15 protein-coding genes are annotated in these 16308 nt (G+C 31.9%); 10 read left to right on the plus strand and 5 right to left on the minus strand.

Annotation, left to right across the window (positions count from 1 at the left end; all coding sequences use genetic code 11):
- Positions 1-93: 93 nt before the first annotated feature.
- Positions 94-852 carry a peroxide stress protein YaaA gene (gene yaaA, locus ACKTSU_RS05410; RefSeq protein WP_408035352.1) on the plus strand — a complete coding sequence of 253 codons (759 nt, stop codon included), beginning with the start codon at positions 94-96 and terminating at the stop codon, positions 850-852.
- A gap of 16 nt (positions 853-868) precedes the next feature.
- A complete protein-coding gene (locus ACKTSU_RS05415; RefSeq protein WP_408035353.1) occupies positions 869-1489 on the plus strand; it encodes a SanA/YdcF family protein in 621 nt (206 codons plus the stop codon).
- A gap of 2 nt (positions 1490-1491) precedes the next feature.
- On the opposite strand, the gene ACKTSU_RS05420 is transcribed toward ACKTSU_RS05415, so the two are convergent.
- The gene (locus ACKTSU_RS05420; protein ID WP_408035354.1) at positions 1492-2916 is read right to left on the minus strand and encodes an L-serine ammonia-lyase; all 1425 of its coding nucleotides are present in this window, start codon (positions 2914-2916) and stop codon (positions 1492-1494) included.
- A gap of 89 nt (positions 2917-3005) precedes the next feature.
- Complete coding sequence (locus ACKTSU_RS05425) at positions 3006-3347, minus strand: DUF2853 family protein (RefSeq protein ID WP_408035355.1); 342 nt, start codon at positions 3345-3347, stop codon at positions 3006-3008.
- A gap of 207 nt (positions 3348-3554) precedes the next feature.
- Between ACKTSU_RS05425 and ACKTSU_RS05430 the strand changes: the two genes are divergently transcribed.
- From ACKTSU_RS05430 to ACKTSU_RS05450, 5 genes are all read left to right on the plus strand, one after another.
- Positions 3555-4925 carry a tetratricopeptide repeat protein gene (locus tag ACKTSU_RS05430; RefSeq protein WP_408035356.1) on the plus strand — a complete coding sequence of 457 codons (1371 nt, stop codon included), beginning with the start codon at positions 3555-3557 and terminating at the stop codon, positions 4923-4925.
- Positions 4926-5130: 205 nt separating this feature from the next.
- Positions 5131-6114, plus strand: a complete 984-nt coding sequence (pfkA, locus tag ACKTSU_RS05435; protein ID WP_408035357.1) for a 6-phosphofructokinase — start codon at positions 5131-5133, stop codon at positions 6112-6114.
- Positions 6115-6137: 23 nt separating this feature from the next.
- Entirely contained in the window at positions 6138-7130 is a 993-nt protein-coding gene (gap, locus tag ACKTSU_RS05440; protein ID WP_408035358.1) for a type I glyceraldehyde-3-phosphate dehydrogenase, read from the plus strand.
- Positions 7131-7197: 67 nt separating this feature from the next.
- Positions 7198-7560, plus strand: coding sequence for a methylglyoxal synthase (locus ACKTSU_RS05445; protein WP_299002104.1), 363 nt, complete (start codon positions 7198-7200; stop codon positions 7558-7560).
- Positions 7561-7951: 391 nt separating this feature from the next.
- On the plus strand, positions 7952-8917 hold the full coding sequence (locus ACKTSU_RS05450) for an IS110 family RNA-guided transposase (RefSeq protein WP_408035359.1): 966 nt from the start codon (positions 7952-7954) through the stop codon (positions 8915-8917).
- 53 nt (positions 8918-8970) lie between these two features.
- On the opposite strand, the gene ACKTSU_RS05455 is transcribed toward ACKTSU_RS05450, so the two are convergent.
- The 3 genes from ACKTSU_RS05455 to ACKTSU_RS05465 form a co-directional block, all read right to left on the minus strand.
- Complete coding sequence (locus tag ACKTSU_RS05455; protein ID WP_408035360.1) at positions 8971-9219, minus strand: hypothetical protein; 249 nt, start codon at positions 9217-9219, stop codon at positions 8971-8973.
- A gap of 248 nt (positions 9220-9467) precedes the next feature.
- Positions 9468-9848 (minus strand): Rid family detoxifying hydrolase, encoded by a 381-nt coding sequence (locus ACKTSU_RS05460; RefSeq protein ID WP_408035361.1) that lies wholly within the window; start codon positions 9846-9848, stop codon positions 9468-9470.
- Positions 9849-9866: 18 nt separating this feature from the next.
- The gene (locus ACKTSU_RS05465) at positions 9867-12563 is read right to left on the minus strand and encodes a putative LPS assembly protein LptD (protein WP_408035362.1); all 2697 of its coding nucleotides are present in this window, start codon (positions 12561-12563) and stop codon (positions 9867-9869) included.
- Positions 12564-12657: 94 nt separating this feature from the next.
- On the opposite strand from ACKTSU_RS05465, the gene ACKTSU_RS05470 reads away from it, so the two are divergent.
- The 3 genes from ACKTSU_RS05470 to ACKTSU_RS05480 all read left to right on the plus strand — a co-directional run bounded on the left by ACKTSU_RS05470 (position 12658) and on the right by ACKTSU_RS05480 (position 16252).
- Positions 12658-13857, plus strand: a complete 1200-nt coding sequence (locus ACKTSU_RS05470) for an N-acetylmuramoyl-L-alanine amidase family protein (protein ID WP_408035363.1) — start codon at positions 12658-12660, stop codon at positions 13855-13857.
- 65 nt (positions 13858-13922) lie between these two features.
- Positions 13923-14888, plus strand: coding sequence for an MlaD family protein (locus ACKTSU_RS05475; protein ID WP_408035364.1), 966 nt, complete (start codon positions 13923-13925; stop codon positions 14886-14888).
- Positions 14889-14932: 44 nt separating this feature from the next.
- A complete protein-coding gene (locus ACKTSU_RS05480) occupies positions 14933-16252 on the plus strand; it encodes a 4Fe-4S dicluster domain-containing protein (protein WP_408035365.1) in 1320 nt (439 codons plus the stop codon).
- The last annotated feature ends 56 nt before the right edge of the window (positions 16253-16308 follow it).

The following is a 16308-nucleotide window of genomic DNA, read 5'->3' on the forward strand; positions in this document are numbered from 1 at the left end:
ATTTAATTTATCAATACCAGTATCAATATTAATTACTCAAAGTAATTGATGATTTTAAAATTGCTTCTTATTTTTACCCTAAATATTTATTGAATGAAGATTATTATTTCACCTGCCAAATCGTTAGACTTTGAAAACAAGGCAACGACAAATGTTTATACACAACCAAGATTTTTAGAGCAATCTGAAAAGTTAAATAAGAAACTAAAAACTATTTCTAGAAAAAAACTAGGAGAGTTAATGAAAATTTCTGATGATTTAGCAAGTTTGAATTATGATAGAAACCAAGAATGGCAACCACCTTTTACACTTGATAATGCAAAACAAGCCGTTTTCTCTTTTACTGGTGAAGTTTATAGAGGTATTGATGTAAACTCTCTTCCCGAAGATAAAATTCCTGCATTGCAAGATAAATTAAGAATCTTATCAGGGTTATACGGATTGTTAAAACCGTTGGATTTAATTCAGCCATATCGCTTAGAAATGGGAACTAAATTAAAAGTGGGAAGAGCAGACAATTTGTACAAATTTTGGGACACTACTTTGGCAGAGTCTTTAAATGAAGAATTGGCGGGTAACGAGTTGCTAATCAATTTAGCAAGTTCAGAATATTTTAAAGCGCTTCCTAAAAAAGAGTTGAAAGTACCAATGATAACTCCTGTATTTAAAGATTTTAAAAACGGACAGTACAAAACCATCATGACCTTTGCTAAAAAAGCACGTGGATTAATGGTACGTTATATAATTGATAATAACATTGAAACATTAGAAGAATTAAAAGGTTTTGATGTAGAAGGTTATGGATTTTCTCAAGAAATGTCTACCGAAAACGAATTGGTATTTACAAGATAGATGAAACGAAAAAAAATTGCTAGGTTTTTTTATTGTAAGCTTGCTAATCATAGCTGTAATTTATTTTTCTAATAGTATTATTGAAAATAATGCAGAAGGAAAACTATTTAACTATACAGAAAACACCCCTAAAAACAAAGTAGGATTGCTACTGGGAACAGTAAAGTATCTTTTTGATGGTAGAATAAATTTGTACTATCAATTTCGATTGGATGCAGCTGTAGAATTATATAAAGCAGGAAAAATTGACTTTATCCTAGTAAGTGGGGATAATGGCTCTAAGGGATATGATGAACCTACTGATTTTAAAAATGATTTGATTGAAGCAGGAATCCCTGAAAATAAAATCTATTTAGATTACGCTGGATTTAGAACGTTAGATTCGGTTGTACGAGTTAAAGAAGTTTTCGGACAACCTTCAATAACGATTATTTCTCAAAAATTTCATAATGAAAGAGCTCTATACTTGGCTCAACATTTTGAAATTGAGGCGATAGGTTTTAATGCTAAAGGAGTTTCAGGAAAAAAAGCTTTAAAGATTCAGTTAAGAGAATACCTAGCTAGAGTAAAGGTGTTTGTAGATATTCTCTTAGGTGTTGATCCTAAATTTTTAGGAGAACCAATTGAGATCGTATAAGATTAACAATCTGCTAAACGTACCGTAACTGCTAAACCTCCTTCTGAAGTTTCTTTGTAGTTTCGGTTCATGTCTTTGGCAGTTTCCCACATGGTATCAATAACTTTATCTAAAGGAACCTTAGATTCTTTAGGGTTGGTTTCTAAGGCTAACTCAGCAGCATTAATTGCTTTAATAGCTCCCATAGCATTACGTTCAATACAAGGAATTTGTACTAATCCACCAATTGGGTCACAAGTAAGCCCTAAATGATGCTCCATTGCTATTTCAGCAGCGACTAAACATTGCGATGGTGTTCCTCCTAATAATTCGGTTAATGCAGCAGCAGCCATGGCAGAAGATACGCCAATTTCTGCTTGACACCCACCCATAGCAGCTGATATTGTAGCGTTTTTCTTAAAAATACTTCCTATTTCTCCAGCGACTAATAAGAATTTTTTAACGTGTTCAAAATCTGCTTCATGGTTTTCAATTACTAAATAATACATTAAAACAGCAGGAATTACACCAGCACTTCCATTGGTTGGAGCAGTAACGACTCTTCCTAATGCGGCATTCACTTCGTTTACTGATAAAGCTAAACAACTTACCCATTTTAAAATTTCACGGAACTTAACTTCGGTACTTCGAATAGCTGTTATCCATTCCTGTTGATTGGTATATTCAGCATCTTTTATTAATTTTTGATGTGTCTCGAAAGCACGTCGCTTCACATTTAATCCTCCAGGTAAAGTACCTTTTGTATGACAACCTATGTACATGCATTCTAGCATCGTATTCCAAATACGATGTAGCTCTTTGTCAATATCTTCTGCAGAATTAATTACCAATTCATTTTGATAAACAATGTCTGAAATGTTCAAGTTTTCTCTTTCGCAATAAGCTTCTAGCTCTGTAGCTCTGTTTATCGGAAAAGGGAAGTTTTGTTTGTTAATTTCAATATCTTCTGCTAAATGATCATCTTCTTGCACAATAAAACCTCCACCAATAGAGTAGTAGGTTTCAGTAGAGATTTCTTCACCTTGAGCATAACCTCTAAAAGTCATTCCGTTAGCATGAAAAGGAAGAAATTCTCGGTTGAATTTTACAGAGTCTTTAAAAAACGGAATATTTCTTTCGTTATTAAAAAACAACTGCTCTTTATTTTGAATGTCGCTGATAATAACATCAATACTTTCAATAGGAACGTATTCTGGATCAGCACCACTTAATCCTAATAAAACAGCCAAGTCAGTCGCATGTCCTTTTCCTGTTAATGAAAGAGAACCGTACAAGTCTACTTTGACTTCTTCAATTAAAAGAAATTCGTTTGTTTCTTTTAATTTTTGTATCCATTGTTGGGCTGCTCTCCAAGGACCTAAAGTGTGGGAGCTAGAAGGTCCCACCCCAATTTTAAGCATGTCAAAAACACTAATAAATTGCGACATAAGTATAAGTTGTTTGTTGGTGGCTAAAATAAAAAAATCCTGTATTCAAAAATAAATACAGGATTTAAATTTTATTTAAAAAAGAGGTGTTACATTCCGTAAACAGACTCTTTGTCAAATTTCTTAACTAACATGTAGTACACTACTGCACGGTACTTGTTTCTTTCTGACTTTCCGATTCTTTCCATTACTTCATCAATGGCCTTGTCTAAAGCAGGACTATCGTCTAATCCTAATTTTTTCATTAAGAAGTTTTTCTTTACTGTTTCTAGCTCTTTAGAGTCACTACCAGATACTGTTTCAGCATCATTTTTATAAATAGAAGGACCTAAACCTTTAGTTACAGCAGTTAATAAATCGGTGTTTGAACGGATGTCTCTATCGTCCATAAATTTCTTATAAAGTGCTACTTTTTCGTCAAATTTACTCATGATTTTTTGTTTAAAATTAGATGTTAAATTCTCTTGAATTTTTTAATTCTTTCAAATATAGAAAAATAATTGGTTCTTTCAAATATCTTAGAGTTAATAAGCTCTTAACGTATATTTTGTTAATTAAATTGTTGAAAACAATTACTTTTTTTGTTAAAAGGGTATTGTTCTTGTAGTAACTTTAATGTGAATTCAAATCTTTAGCCTATGTCATTATCAAAATTTGAATCTATGTTGAAAACCAATGAAGTATATTTTTTTGATGCAGTCGAGTTTGAAACAATCGTTGAGCATTATTTAAATATAGGAAAGCAATCATTGGCTAAAAAGGCAGTACAACTTGGGTTGGAACAGCATCCTTCTTCAATTCAATTAAAATTAATGAAAGTAGAAATTTTAATTTTTGAAGATAAATTGCCAGAAGCAATCAAGATGCTATCTAACATAGAAGCGGTAGAACCTCATAATGATGAGGTGTTTATTCAGAAGGCTATTATCTTATCTAAAAAGAAAAAACATACTGAAGCCATAGCAATTTTAAAAGAGTCTTTACAATATATTGAAGATCCTGCTGATATCTGGTCTATGATTGGTATGGAGTATTTATATCTTGATGATTTTGAAAATGCACGTTTAAACTTTGCAAAATGTATTGAGGTAGATTATGAAGATTATTCTTCGTTATACAATATTGTGTATTGCTTTGATATGGAAGAGAACCATGAAGATGCAATAAAGTTTTTAAATGCATATATAGATAAAAACCCATATTGTGAAGTAGCGTGGCATCAATTAGGAAAGCAATATTTTGAGTTAGGAATGTTTAAAGAAGCATTTACGGCTTTTGATTATGCAGTTTTGATTGATGATAGCTTTATAGGAGGATACTTAGAAAAAGCAAAAACCTTAGAAGAGTTAAAACGTTATGAAGAAGCTATAGAGAATTATTCAGTAACGTTAGAGCTAGATGATCCCACAGCATATGCTTATGTAAGAATAGGGGAGTGTTACGAAAAGCTAGATAATGTTAATGCAGCTATCAGTTTTTATAAAAAAGCAGTACATGAAGATCCGTTGTTAGATCGCGGTTGGATTTTGTTAACGAATGCTTGTTATAATCAAGAAAATTATCAAAAAGCGTTACACTACATCAACAAAGCAATTCATATAGATGAAGGAAATGTATTGTATTGGAGACGCTATGGTGATATTAATTTAAAACTAGGTTTTTATGAAGAGGCTGTAAAAGCTTTCAATACAAGTTTGGCTCTTGGTGATAGAGAAATTGAAATTTATGTAGCTCTAGCAGATATCTTATTGTTTTTAGGAGAGTTTAATGAGGCTTTGAGTACTTTAATAAAAGCTAAAAAAACATATAAAGAATTTGCTGAAATTGAGTACAGACTTTGTGGGTTGTTCATGATTTTAGGAAAAGAAGACTACAGTTTAACACACTTACAAAATGCTTTAGAAATCGATTTTGAGTATCATACAATTATAAAAGAGTTATATCCTACTGTTTTTGATAATGAAAAAGTACAAGAAGTTGTTTCTAAATACAATAAAGCAATACAGTAAATAAAAGGTATTTATTTTTTTAAATATAAGAGTCGGTTTTTTAACTGGCTCTTTTTTATTGTAGTAAAAGATTACAGTTGATTTCGTTTATTGATTAAAAGTAACCAAATAAAATGCAGCGTTAAATTTCAATTAAAAAGCTACAATGAATTTCTTATTTTTAACTTAAAAATGACTAAAATTGAGTAAATTTGATATTCGTTTTATGAGAAAAATTAAAAAAATAGCAGTGATGACTTCTGGAGGAGATGCTCCAGGAATGAATGCCGCAATTCGATCAGTCGTGAGAACATGTGCTTATTACCATACCGATTGTATGGGGATTTATAGAGGATATCAAGGATTGATTGAAGGTGATTTAGTAACACTAACGGCACGAAGCGTAAACAATATCATTCACAAAGGAGGAACGATTTTAAAATCGGCACGATCTAAAGATTTTAGAACCAAAGAAGGGAGACAAAAAGCTTATGAAAATTTACAAAAGCACAATGTAGATGCTTTGGTAGTTATTGGTGGCGATGGCTCTTTTACTGGAGGTGTGCTTTTTAATAAAGAGTTCAACTTCCCGATTATCGGAATTCCTGGGACTATTGATAACGATATTTCAGGAACAAGTCATACCCTAGGTTATGACACCGCGTTAAATACAGCTGTTGAAGCTATAGATAAAATTAGAGATACAGCATCGTCTCACAATCGTCTTTTCTTTGTGGAGGTTATGGGGCGTGATGCAGGTTTTATAGCATTAAATGCAGGTGTTGGGGCAGGAGCAGAAGAAATTTTAATTCCTGAAGAAGATTTAGGGTTAGAAAGAATGTTAGAATCTCTAAAAAAGAGTAGAAGGTCAGGAAAGTCATCAAGTATTGTCGTGGTTTCCGAAGGAGATAAAACAGGAAAAAATGTATTTGAATTGGCCGATTATGTAGAGAAAAACTTGCCAGAATATGAAGTGAGAGTTTCTGTGTTAGGACATATGCAACGTGGGGGTTCTCCATCATGTTTTGATAGAGTTTTAGCAAGTAGATTAGGAGTAAGCGCGGTAGAGTTGTTGTTAGATGGTAAAACGAACCTTATGGTTGGTTTGAAAGATAATAAAGTAATTGCGACAGATTTAGAAAAAGCAATTAAAGGAGAGCATAAAATAGACACTGAATTACTACGAGTGTCTGATATTATGACTACGTAAATGAGTATATAAAATTAAAAATAATGATAAAAATAGGAATTAACGGATTTGGAAGGATTGGTCGATTGGCATTCCGTTCTGCGATGAAAAGAGACAACGTTCAAGTTGTGGCTATTAACGATTTGTTAGATGTAGATTATTTAGCCTATTTATTGAAGTATGATTCTGTTCATGGTCGTTTTGAAGGAGATGTTGAAGTAAAAGAAGGAAACTTAGTTGTAAATGGACAAACAATAAGAATAACTGCGGAAAGAAATCCTGAAAATTTAAAATGGAATGAAGCTGGAGCTGAGTATGTAATTGAATCAACTGGTTTTTTTACCGATAAAGATAAAGCAGCAATGCATATTACCGGTGGAGCAAAAAAAGTAATTATTTCCGCTCCATCAAAAGATGCTAACATGTATGTGATGGGCGTAAATCATAAAGATTTAACTGCTGACGAAACTATTTTTTCAAATGCTTCGTGTACCACAAACTGTTTAGGGCCTTTAACAAAAGTAATTCATGATAATTTTGGATTGAAAGAAGGGTTAATGACCACAGTTCATGCTGCAACATCAACACAAAACACAGTTGATGGGCCTAATAAAAAATGGCGTAGAGGACGTGCTGTGGTAAATAATATCATTCCTACTTCAACAGGAGCAGCGCAAGCGGTTACTAAAGTAATTCCAGAATTAGAAGGTAAGTTAACGGGAATGGCTGTTAGAGTTCCTGTAGCAGATGTTTCTTTGGTAGATTTAACGTTTAGAACAGAAAAAGCTACTTCACTGAAAGAAATTTTAAAAGCTTTAAAAGATGCTTCTGAAGGTGAATTAAAAGGAATTTTAGGATATACTGAAGATGAGGTTGTATCGCAAGATTTTGTTTCTGAAACTAGAACTTCTGTAATTGATGCTGATGCTTGTTTAGAGTTAAACGAAAACTTTTTTAAAGTAATTTCTTGGTATGATAACGAATTTGGATACGCTACTAAAATTGTAGATTTATTAGAGTATTCAGCTTCTTTATAAAAGCATAAAATATTTTGTAATATTGTATTCCCGCCAAAAAGCGGGAATACTTTTTTAAACACTATTTATGGAAATAGCAATTATAGCACATGACGGAATGAAAGCTGAAATGGTTCAGTTTTTAAACGAACACAAAGAAATTTTACATCAAAAAAGAATTCAACTGATTTCTACTGGAACAACTGGTGAAAAGGCAGAAAAAGCGGGTTTTGAAGTGATGAAGTTTTTATCAGGACCTATAGGTGGTGATGCGCAAATTGCTGGTAGAGTAGCAGAAGGAAAATGTCAAATGGTATTATTTTTTAGAGATCCGTTAGCAAAACATCCACACGAACCCGATATTTCTATGCTTATGCGTTTGTGTGATGTGCATGATGTACCGTTAGCTACAAATCCATCAACAGCAGAGTTGTTGATTAAAGCGATATAAAAGATTATAAATAAAAAAGAGAAACATCATTGTTTCTCTTTTTTATTAGTGATTTATTAGAATGTTTAGCTATGATTCCGTTGTGAGGAAATCCGCTAGGATTTTCCACCGAAAACCGAAGATAGTAAATTTGCGAGGACTTTCCGCTAGGAAAGTCAGAAGCAATGAACTATAGCCGTCTTAAGTTAGCAATTGTTTAAATTTAGTAATAAAAACCAGAAAGAAAAAAGCGTAGAGTAAGGTTATGATATACGTTGAAACCTAGATTTCGTCAACATTGATAATCCCTACGCTTTACTACTTTAAATTCGTTCAGTTCTGTGAGACCAAGATCTCGATTTCAAGTTGTTGAATTGATAGTAGTTATTTTTCTTTCCAATCCTTTTTTCTTATGAGTAAAAATAAACAATTTTTAGGAATCGATGTAAGTAAAGATGTTTTAGATGTGTATGATTATCAAGGTAATTGGTATCAGTTTAAAAATGATGCATCAGGCTTTAAAGAGCTGTTGTTAATCACAAGTGATTTAACTCATTGTATAATGGAAGCCACAGGGTATTATCATGTACGATTAGCTTATTTTTTAACAGAAAAAGGAGTTTTGGTATCAGTAGAAAATCCGTTGAAAATAAAACGTTTTATTCAAATGAATTTATCAAAAGTAAAGACGGATAAGAGTGATGCAAAGCAGCTATATAATTATGGTGTAAGTCAAGCCCCTTCTATATGGAAAGGAGAGAGCAAGGAACAACAAGAATGTTTACAAATAGTACGTTTGTTGAGTGTTTATACGAAACAATCTACTCAATTAAAGAATAAGCTTCATGGCGAATCAGTATTAGGAACTCCATCGAAATTGGTAGTTGGTTCCTTAAAAAGACAGCTAAAAAATATACAAAAAGAGATGGTTAAATTAGAAGATTTGTTACTAGAAAATGTAAAAAAGAGCTATCAAGAAGAAGTGACTTTATTAAAGTCTATTCCAGGAATAGGGGGTAAAACAGCATTAATGTTATTAGTTTTTACCGATGGATTTAAGCGTTTTACTTCAGCAAAAGAGTTGTGTAGTTACGCAGGTATAACTCCTACTATTAGAGAGTCAGGCAGTAGTATAAAAGGAAGACCTCGAATAAGTAAAATGGGTAATCCAAAGCTTAGAAATTTATTGTTTATGTGTAGTTTTAATGCTTGCAAATACAACAAAACATGTAGAGAACTTTATGACCGAATTGTAGCTAAGGGTAAGAGTAAAAAACTTGCTTTAATAGCGGTGTGTAATAAGCTACTAAAACAAGCTTTTGCAATAATAAAAAGTGGTTTGCCTTATGATGCAAATTATAAAAGTACTTTGGTTTAAAAAAGTATAAAATTTACTTGTTTTTTACCTCAGTTCTTTGTTGTACGCAGGTTTTATTTTCCGTTTTTAATTAATTTTATAGAGTCGATAATTATGATAATCAAATAAATTAAAAGTCCGATTCCACCAATCGGTAATGTTATGAATATTCCTAACCAAGGAATTACGCCCCAAAAACAGTTTCCTTCGTGACATGGTTCATTTGTTATTAATTCAGATAAATAAGCACCTATAAATCCAATGATAAACGGTGAAAGTGCTAAAAATATAATGATGCCCAGCCATAACGGGAATCTAGTCAAAAAGTGTTTTTTATTTTTCAGAATTATTCCCATTGTTTTAATTTTTAATTCAGTCACATTAAGATTCCAACTAATGAGATTATTACTAATAGCATTAAAGTTTCAATAGAAATTCGCTTTTTTTTATTCAACTTTCTGTTTTTCCAACTTGCGTACAATATTTGAGGATATTACTCCATTTTAATGAATATGTCTATCGATAGCGAAGCTAGTTTTGTTAAGGTTAAGGATCAATCTAAGATTAAAAACTATTTAACGGCAATCATACTAATTTCTACATTTACAAACTTAGGTAAGTTCGCAACTTCAACAGTTTCACGAGCAGGAGCCGTAGCGTCATCAAAATACTCACCGTAAACAGCATTAATTTTAGAAAAGTTATGCATGTCAGAAATAAAAATAGAAGTCTTAATAACGTTCTCAAAAGTCATATCAGCTGCTGCTAATACTTCTTTCATGTTTTGCATTACTTGTTTCGTTTCTGCTTCAATAGAATCTAAAACTAACTCGCCAGTTTCAGGGTTAATCGCTATTTGTCCTGATGTGTATAAAGTATTTCCACTAAGTACTGCTTGGTTATATGGACCAATTGGAGCAGGAGCTTTAGAGGTAGTGATTATTTTTTTCATTTTTATATGTTTTTGCTGTTAGAATAATACTCTATCTGGTGGTTTATTTTTCTCCCATTTTAAATCACTTAACATGGATGATTTAACACCTATAAAGAAATTATAATAAGCATAATCACCAAAAGGACTCCAACTAAAATTGAATCTCCAGCTATCAAGGTCCCTAGAAAAGTTCAGTCTAGTTGTAGAAAACCCATTCCCTTTAATATCATACCCTGAAGAAAACCCAACCTTCCATTTAGGAGAAAACTCTACATCTCCACTAAATTGTAATACATGATTACCTACTTGACTAGTTAAACCACTTGTGTAAGAAAAAGTATAGCTAAGTAAAAGATTCCAAGGGATTTTAGCTTTATATAATTCTGTTTCTTTAGTTTTATTTTCCTCGTTGTTTCTATTACGGTTAATGTTGCTAGAAAAAGAGTTCGGGGCATCGAAACGCTCTCCAAATATATCAGGGGTCTCTTGAGCTCCATTACCATTTTTATTTTTAGAATCTTCTTTGTTACCTTTTTCAAAATCTTTACTTGAAATAGAGTAATTGGCGGTAACTCCCAGGTTAGTGATTCTTAGTAGTTTACTATTGAATTTGTTTATTCTTTGACCTTTACTGTTTATTTGATAAGGGTCGAAAGTAGCATTAGCGTTTAAAGCTAATTTATCTTTGAAAAGACGTGTTCCAGCATTAACGTTAAGAGGAGACCAACGTAAACTATCTAGTGCAATATTATAACTTGTACTAAAGTTTAAGTTGTTAAGAAGTGTGATTTTTTGATCCTCTTCATCACTATTAGGATCTTTAGGAGCAACTTTTGCTTCTAGAACATTGTTTACAGAAATACCTATTGAGTTTGTAATTCCCCTTCCTGGAGGAGAATATACACCCGCTTCAAAAGGAGAATAGGTGAGTAAGTCATTAGGGTCTGAACTTTGTTGTACTTGTAAATCGTAATTTTCAGCAAAGTTAGGACGATATCCGTATGAAATAGACGGTCTAATTGTATGACGAATGGCTTTTAAACGCCCTTTTTTAAAAGGAAAGTCACCGTATATATTTGTAGATAATGAAACTCCAAAGTTATAGTCATTAAAACGGGTAAAACCACTAATAGTGTCATTAACAGCAGCACCAAGATTTCCATCTCTATTAATAGCGGTAGGATCGTATCGTTTTTTTATCTTATCAAAATACCAAACATCTCTATAGGTTACATTAGGAGTTAAAGTAAAGTATTTAAAAGCTTTTATATTTGTACTTGTACTTAAGTTATGTTGTATTCCTTTTTTTGCAGTCTCAAACATTTTAGATGTGAAAAATTCATCATCTGTAGTATTAATTTGATACTTCCCTTGCATACTATAATTTAGCCCCATTTTTTGAATAGGGTTCTTTTTAACTCCTCCTTTACCAGCAAAAGGATAAATACGATCCATATTCAACTGTAAAGATGGTAAAGTCATTGTTATAGTCTCTGTGTTGGTGTTTTGTTCATGAGAAGCAGTTAAACTTAAATTAAAAGGGGTTCCTACAAATTTTTTATAATAATTAATAGAAGAGTTAAAAGTATTGGTTAAAGTCTGAGAACTATTGTAAAAGTTTATAGACTGTTGGTAGAATTTACTACTTCCTAAATTAACTGAGGCAGAAAAACGAGAGTTCGGACTCGCTTTAGAATCCTGACTATGACTCCAACGAATATTAAAATTAGATGATTTATTATAATCACTTAAGCCACGAATACCTCGTATAATATTTTCATAACGAACGCTAAAGTTTCCGCTAAATTTATAACGAACATAATAATTAGAAGTAGCGTTTGCACCCCAACTACCATTGGTGTATAAGTCTACTAATGTTGTTAAATCAAAATAATCGCTCACAGCAAAATAGTAACCTCCATTTTGTAAGAAAAAACCTTGGTTGTTACTTTCCCCCCAAGAAGGAATTATAAAACCAGAGGTTCTTTTGTCGGTTAAAGGAAAGTAAGCAAAAGGTAAATAAACAGGGGTAGGTACATCTGCAAGTACTAAATTACTTCCTCCTACAATAATTTTTTTACCAGGAACTAACTTTGCTTTATTTGTTTGTATGTAATAGTCTGGAATTTCTTTTTGAGAGGTGGTAAAACGTAATCTACGCATGTAAATGGTAGAATCGTTTATACGTTTTGTTTTTTCACCATAAGTTATAATACCTCCTTGGTTTGTTTTCACTCCATAAACTAAAGCTTTCTTTGTTTTGAAGTTAAAGAGAATAGAATCTTGTTCAGATTCTTGTCCGCCTTGTTTAAATTGTGGTTTTTGGTGGTAGCCAGCACTGTCTTTAATCCCTTTGGCATATACCATATTATTTTTATAGTCTAGTATAATTATACCCGCTTTTAAATCAATATTAGTATAGGTAACATGGGCTTTATTGTATAAGGTAATGGTTTTGTTTTTGGCGTCTTGTATGGTATAATCCTCAGCGTTATGCGTAATTATACCGTCTATTACTTCTTTGGGTTTTATAGAATCGTTAGTAATAGTGTCTTTTTTACCAATAAGAGCATTATTTTTTAATGCGATTAAAGAGTCTTTAGGACTTGAAGAAATAGAATCTTTTTTAAGATTGATAGAATTAATTTCTTTCTTACCAAATTCTTGAGCAGAGCTTAATTGAAAATAAAAAAGACAGAAAGCTAAAAGTATGTAGGTTGAATTTGCTCGCAATATTATTAATACTATTTTTGTGTTATATTTAAAAACTTTGGCGTACTATTTGAACGCTCATATTTTAAAATCCAAAAATAGTTAAATTTTATTGATGCAATTCTTAAATTTCCGTAAATATAATATCTCAAAAATATCATTAATTATTATAACCTCTCTAACTGTTTTATTAGGAGAGATCTCATCTGTTTTTGCACAAAAAAAATATACAGTTGTGTTAGATGCAGGTCATGGAGGAAAAGATCCAGGTAACTTAGGAAACGGATTCAGAGAAAAACATATAGCTTTAAGAGTTGCGCTAGATGTGGGGAAGGAGTTGTCGACATCTAAAGATATTGATGTTTTATATACTAGAAAAAAAGATGTTTTTATAGAGTTACACAATCGAGCTAAAATAGCAAATGATAAGAAAGCTGATTTATTTGTGTCAATACATTGTGATGCTTTTAGAAGATCAGATCCTCATGGGGCAAGTACTTTTGTGTTAGGGCTTAGTGGTAATAAAGAAAACTTAGAGATAGCAAAAAAGGAAAACTCTGTAATCTTGTTAGAGGACAACTACAAACAGAACTACGATTACGACCCTAATTCTCCTGAATCGGTAATTGGATTGTCAGTACTTCAAGAAGAAAATTTAGAAAACAGTTTAGGAATAGCAGGGTTAGTACAAAATAATTTTGTTGCTCTTAAAAGGAATAATAGAAAGGTAAAGCAAGCTAACTTTTTAGTATTGCGAGAAACTGTAATGCCAAGTGTTTTAATAGAATTAGGTTTTTTAACTAATAAAGCAGAAGGAAGTTTTCTTAATTCAAGAAAAGGGCAATTACAAATGGCAAAATCAATAGCAGAGGCTATAAAAAAGTATTTTGAAAGATTAAAGCTTAACACGATTAGTGAAACTATTACAGTAAATGCACCATTAATTCAAAAAGAAGAATCAAAACCTACGATTAAGAAAGAAAACCATAAAACTGTTGAAAAGAAAGAGAAAAAAGAGGAGTCAACTAAAGTAGTAACAACGACTCCAAAGAAAGCACCTTCAGAAGTTGAGTTTAAAATTCAAATAGCAGCTTCTAGAAAAAAGTTATCGACAAGTACTTTTAAAGGGTTAAAAAATATAGAGGTTTTATTTATAGATGGTTACTATAAATATTATTACGGGAATTCACCAAGTCTTTCAGGTATAAAAAAGTTGTTGCCAGAAGTAAAAAGTAATGGATATAAAGATGCTTGGGTAGTGGCTTTTAAAAACGGAAAACGTATTTCGATTAAAGAAGCATTGAAAAACCGTTAATTTAGAGGTGTTCTATATTTATACTCCCAAAATTATTATTATTTTCGCTCGTATAAATATTTTATATGTCTAAAGAACTAAAAACAGGAATTGTTGCTGTAATCGTTATTGCGCTATTTATTTGGGGTTATAACTTCTTAAAAGGACAAGATTTGTTCAGTGCTAATGCAAGACACTTTTTTGTAGAGTACAATAACATAAATGGTCTTAATGAGGCTAGTTTAGTTACAATTAATGGGTTGAAAGTAGGTAAAGTAGCTCAAATCTACTTTAATGAGCAACCAGAAAAGAGAGGTAAGCTAATCGTAAAGATTTCATTAGATACCGATTTCGAATTTTCTAAAAATAGTATTGCTAAAATTTACTCAGCTAGTTTAATGGGGGGGCAAAATTTAGCCATTGTTCCTAAATATGATGGAGAGATAGCTAAATCTGGAGATTATTTAAAAGGAGAAGTTGAATCAGATATATTTTCTTCAGTAGGAGAAAAATTAAACCCTATTCAGGCGAAATTAGAAAATGTTTTAGTGGGAGCAGATTCTTTGTTAATAGGAATAAATCAAGTTTTAAACGAAAAATCTCGTAAAAGTTTAAATAGAAGTATTCAAGGTTTAGAAGGAACAATCTATGATGTTCGTAAAACATTATCTACAGTTAATTCAATGTTGGATAATAGTAAGATAAACATTGAAGTAACTTTAGAGAATTCTAAAAAAATTACAGATAATTTTTCAAAAGTTTCAGACGATTTAGCAAAAGCTAATTTAGGTGAGTCAGTAAAAAAGTTAGAAACAACTTTGGCGAACGTAAATACGTTGTTAGCTGATATGAAATCTGGAAAAGGAACATTAGGAAAGCTAATGACCGATGAAAAAATGTACACAAACTTAACCAATGCTTCAAAAGAAATGGAAGAGTTGTTGCGAGAAATGAAGTTGAATCCTAAGCGATTTGTACATTTTTCATTATTCGGAAAAAAAGCAAAACCATATAACGAAGAGAATAACGAGAAAAATGTAAGTAATCAATAAGATTACATTTATAAAATCTAACAAAACTTAATAATTAAAGAACGATGGAGAAATACGTACCAAACATCTTTTTTGCACTTATTTTAATTGCAGGTATCGGGTATTTTGTAATGAATGTTCGTAAGCTGATACGCAACATTAAATTAGGAAAAGATATTGATAGAAGTGATCGAAAGCCAGAACGTTGGAAAAACATGGCGAAAATTGCTTTAGGACAATATAAAATGGTACGTCGACCAGTTTCTGGTATTTTACACATCGTTGTATATATTGGATTTATTTTAATCAATATCGAAATGTTAGAAATCGTTATTGATGGATTATTCGGTACACACCGTGTTTTTCAACCAATTTTAGGACCAGCTTTATACGGTTTTTTAATTGGTAGTTTCGAAGTATTAGCATTCATGGTATTAGTAGCGGTTATAATATTTTGGTTCCGTAGAAATATTGAAAAAGTAAAACGTTTCTGGAATAAAGAAATGGAAGGTTGGCCGAAAAATGACGGTAATATTATTTTATATTTTGAAATGGTATTAATGACGTTGTTTTTAGTAATGAATGCTACAGACGTTGCTTATCAAGAAGCAGGAGCAGGTAATGTAGTTTCTCAATTTGTAGCGCCTTGGTTTAATGGTTTTTCACCGGAAGCATTACATACTATTGAAAAATCTGCTTGGTGGTTGCACATTGTAGGGATTTTAATTTTCTTAAACTACTTATACTACTCTAAGCACTTACATATTTTATTAGCTTTCCCTAACACGTTTTTTGCAAACTTAAATCCAAAGGGACAGTTCGATAATTTAGAAGAGGTAACGAAGGAAGTAAAAATGATGATGGATCCTGATGCTGATCCGTATGCAATGCCAGAAGAAGGAGCAGAGGAAGGTGAGCCTGAAAAATTCGGAGCATCAGATGTTACTGATTTAAACTGGGTGCAGTTAATGAACGCATACACATGTACTGAATGTGGACGTTGTACTTCTTCATGTCCTGCAAACTTAACGGGGAAAGAATTATCACCACGTGCTATTATGATGAAAACACGTGACCGTTTAGAAGAAGTAGGGAAGAATATTGATGCAAACGGAGGTACGTTTGTTGATGACGGAAAGCAATTATTAAACGATTATATTACTCCAGAAGAACTATGGGCATGTACAAGTTGTAATGCTTGTGTGCAAGAATGTCCTGTAAATATTGATCCATTATCAATCATTATGGATATGCGTCGTTATTTGGTAATGGAAGAGTCAGCAGCTCCACAAGAGTTAAATATGATGATGACCAATATTGAAAATAACGGAGCACCTTGGCAGTATAGTCAAATGGACAGATTAAACTGGAAAGACGAAGAATAGTTATTAATTATTCAATTCTCAAAAACTAAACAAAAAACAGTTCAACAATTAAACGA

This window comes from Tenacibaculum aestuarii (assembly GCF_964510395.1).
Taxonomy (GTDB): Bacteria; Bacteroidota; Bacteroidia; order Flavobacteriales; family Flavobacteriaceae; genus Polaribacter; species Polaribacter aestuarii.

Bases quoted from the DNA above. Each gene is read 5' to 3' on its own strand.
- yaaA (WP_408035352.1), top strand. From the start codon at position 94: ATGAAGATTATTATTTCACCTGCCAAATCGTTAGACTTTGAAAACAAG.
- ACKTSU_RS05420 (WP_408035354.1), bottom strand. From the start codon at position 2,916: ATGTCGCAATTTATTAGTGTTTTTGACATGCTTAAAATTGGGGTGGGA.
- ACKTSU_RS05425 (WP_408035355.1), bottom strand. From the start codon at position 3,347: ATGAGTAAATTTGACGAAAAAGTAGCACTTTATAAGAAATTTATGGAC.
- ACKTSU_RS05430 (WP_408035356.1), top strand. From the start codon at position 3,555: ATGTCATTATCAAAATTTGAATCTATGTTGAAAACCAATGAAGTATAT.
- pfkA (WP_408035357.1), top strand. From the start codon at position 5,131: ATGAGAAAAATTAAAAAAATAGCAGTGATGACTTCTGGAGGAGATGCT.
- gap (WP_408035358.1), top strand. From the start codon at position 6,138: ATGATAAAAATAGGAATTAACGGATTTGGAAGGATTGGTCGATTGGCA.
- ACKTSU_RS05445 (WP_299002104.1), top strand. From the start codon at position 7,198: ATGGAAATAGCAATTATAGCACATGACGGAATGAAAGCTGAAATGGTT.
- ACKTSU_RS05450 (WP_408035359.1), top strand. From the start codon at position 7,952: ATGAGTAAAAATAAACAATTTTTAGGAATCGATGTAAGTAAAGATGTT.
- ACKTSU_RS05460 (WP_408035361.1), bottom strand. From the start codon at position 9,848: ATGAAAAAAATAATCACTACCTCTAAAGCTCCTGCTCCAATTGGTCCA.
- ACKTSU_RS05470 (WP_408035363.1), top strand. From the start codon at position 12,658: ATGCAATTCTTAAATTTCCGTAAATATAATATCTCAAAAATATCATTA.
- ACKTSU_RS05475 (WP_408035364.1), top strand. From the start codon at position 13,923: ATGTCTAAAGAACTAAAAACAGGAATTGTTGCTGTAATCGTTATTGCG.
- ACKTSU_RS05480 (WP_408035365.1), top strand. From the start codon at position 14,933: ATGGAGAAATACGTACCAAACATCTTTTTTGCACTTATTTTAATTGCA.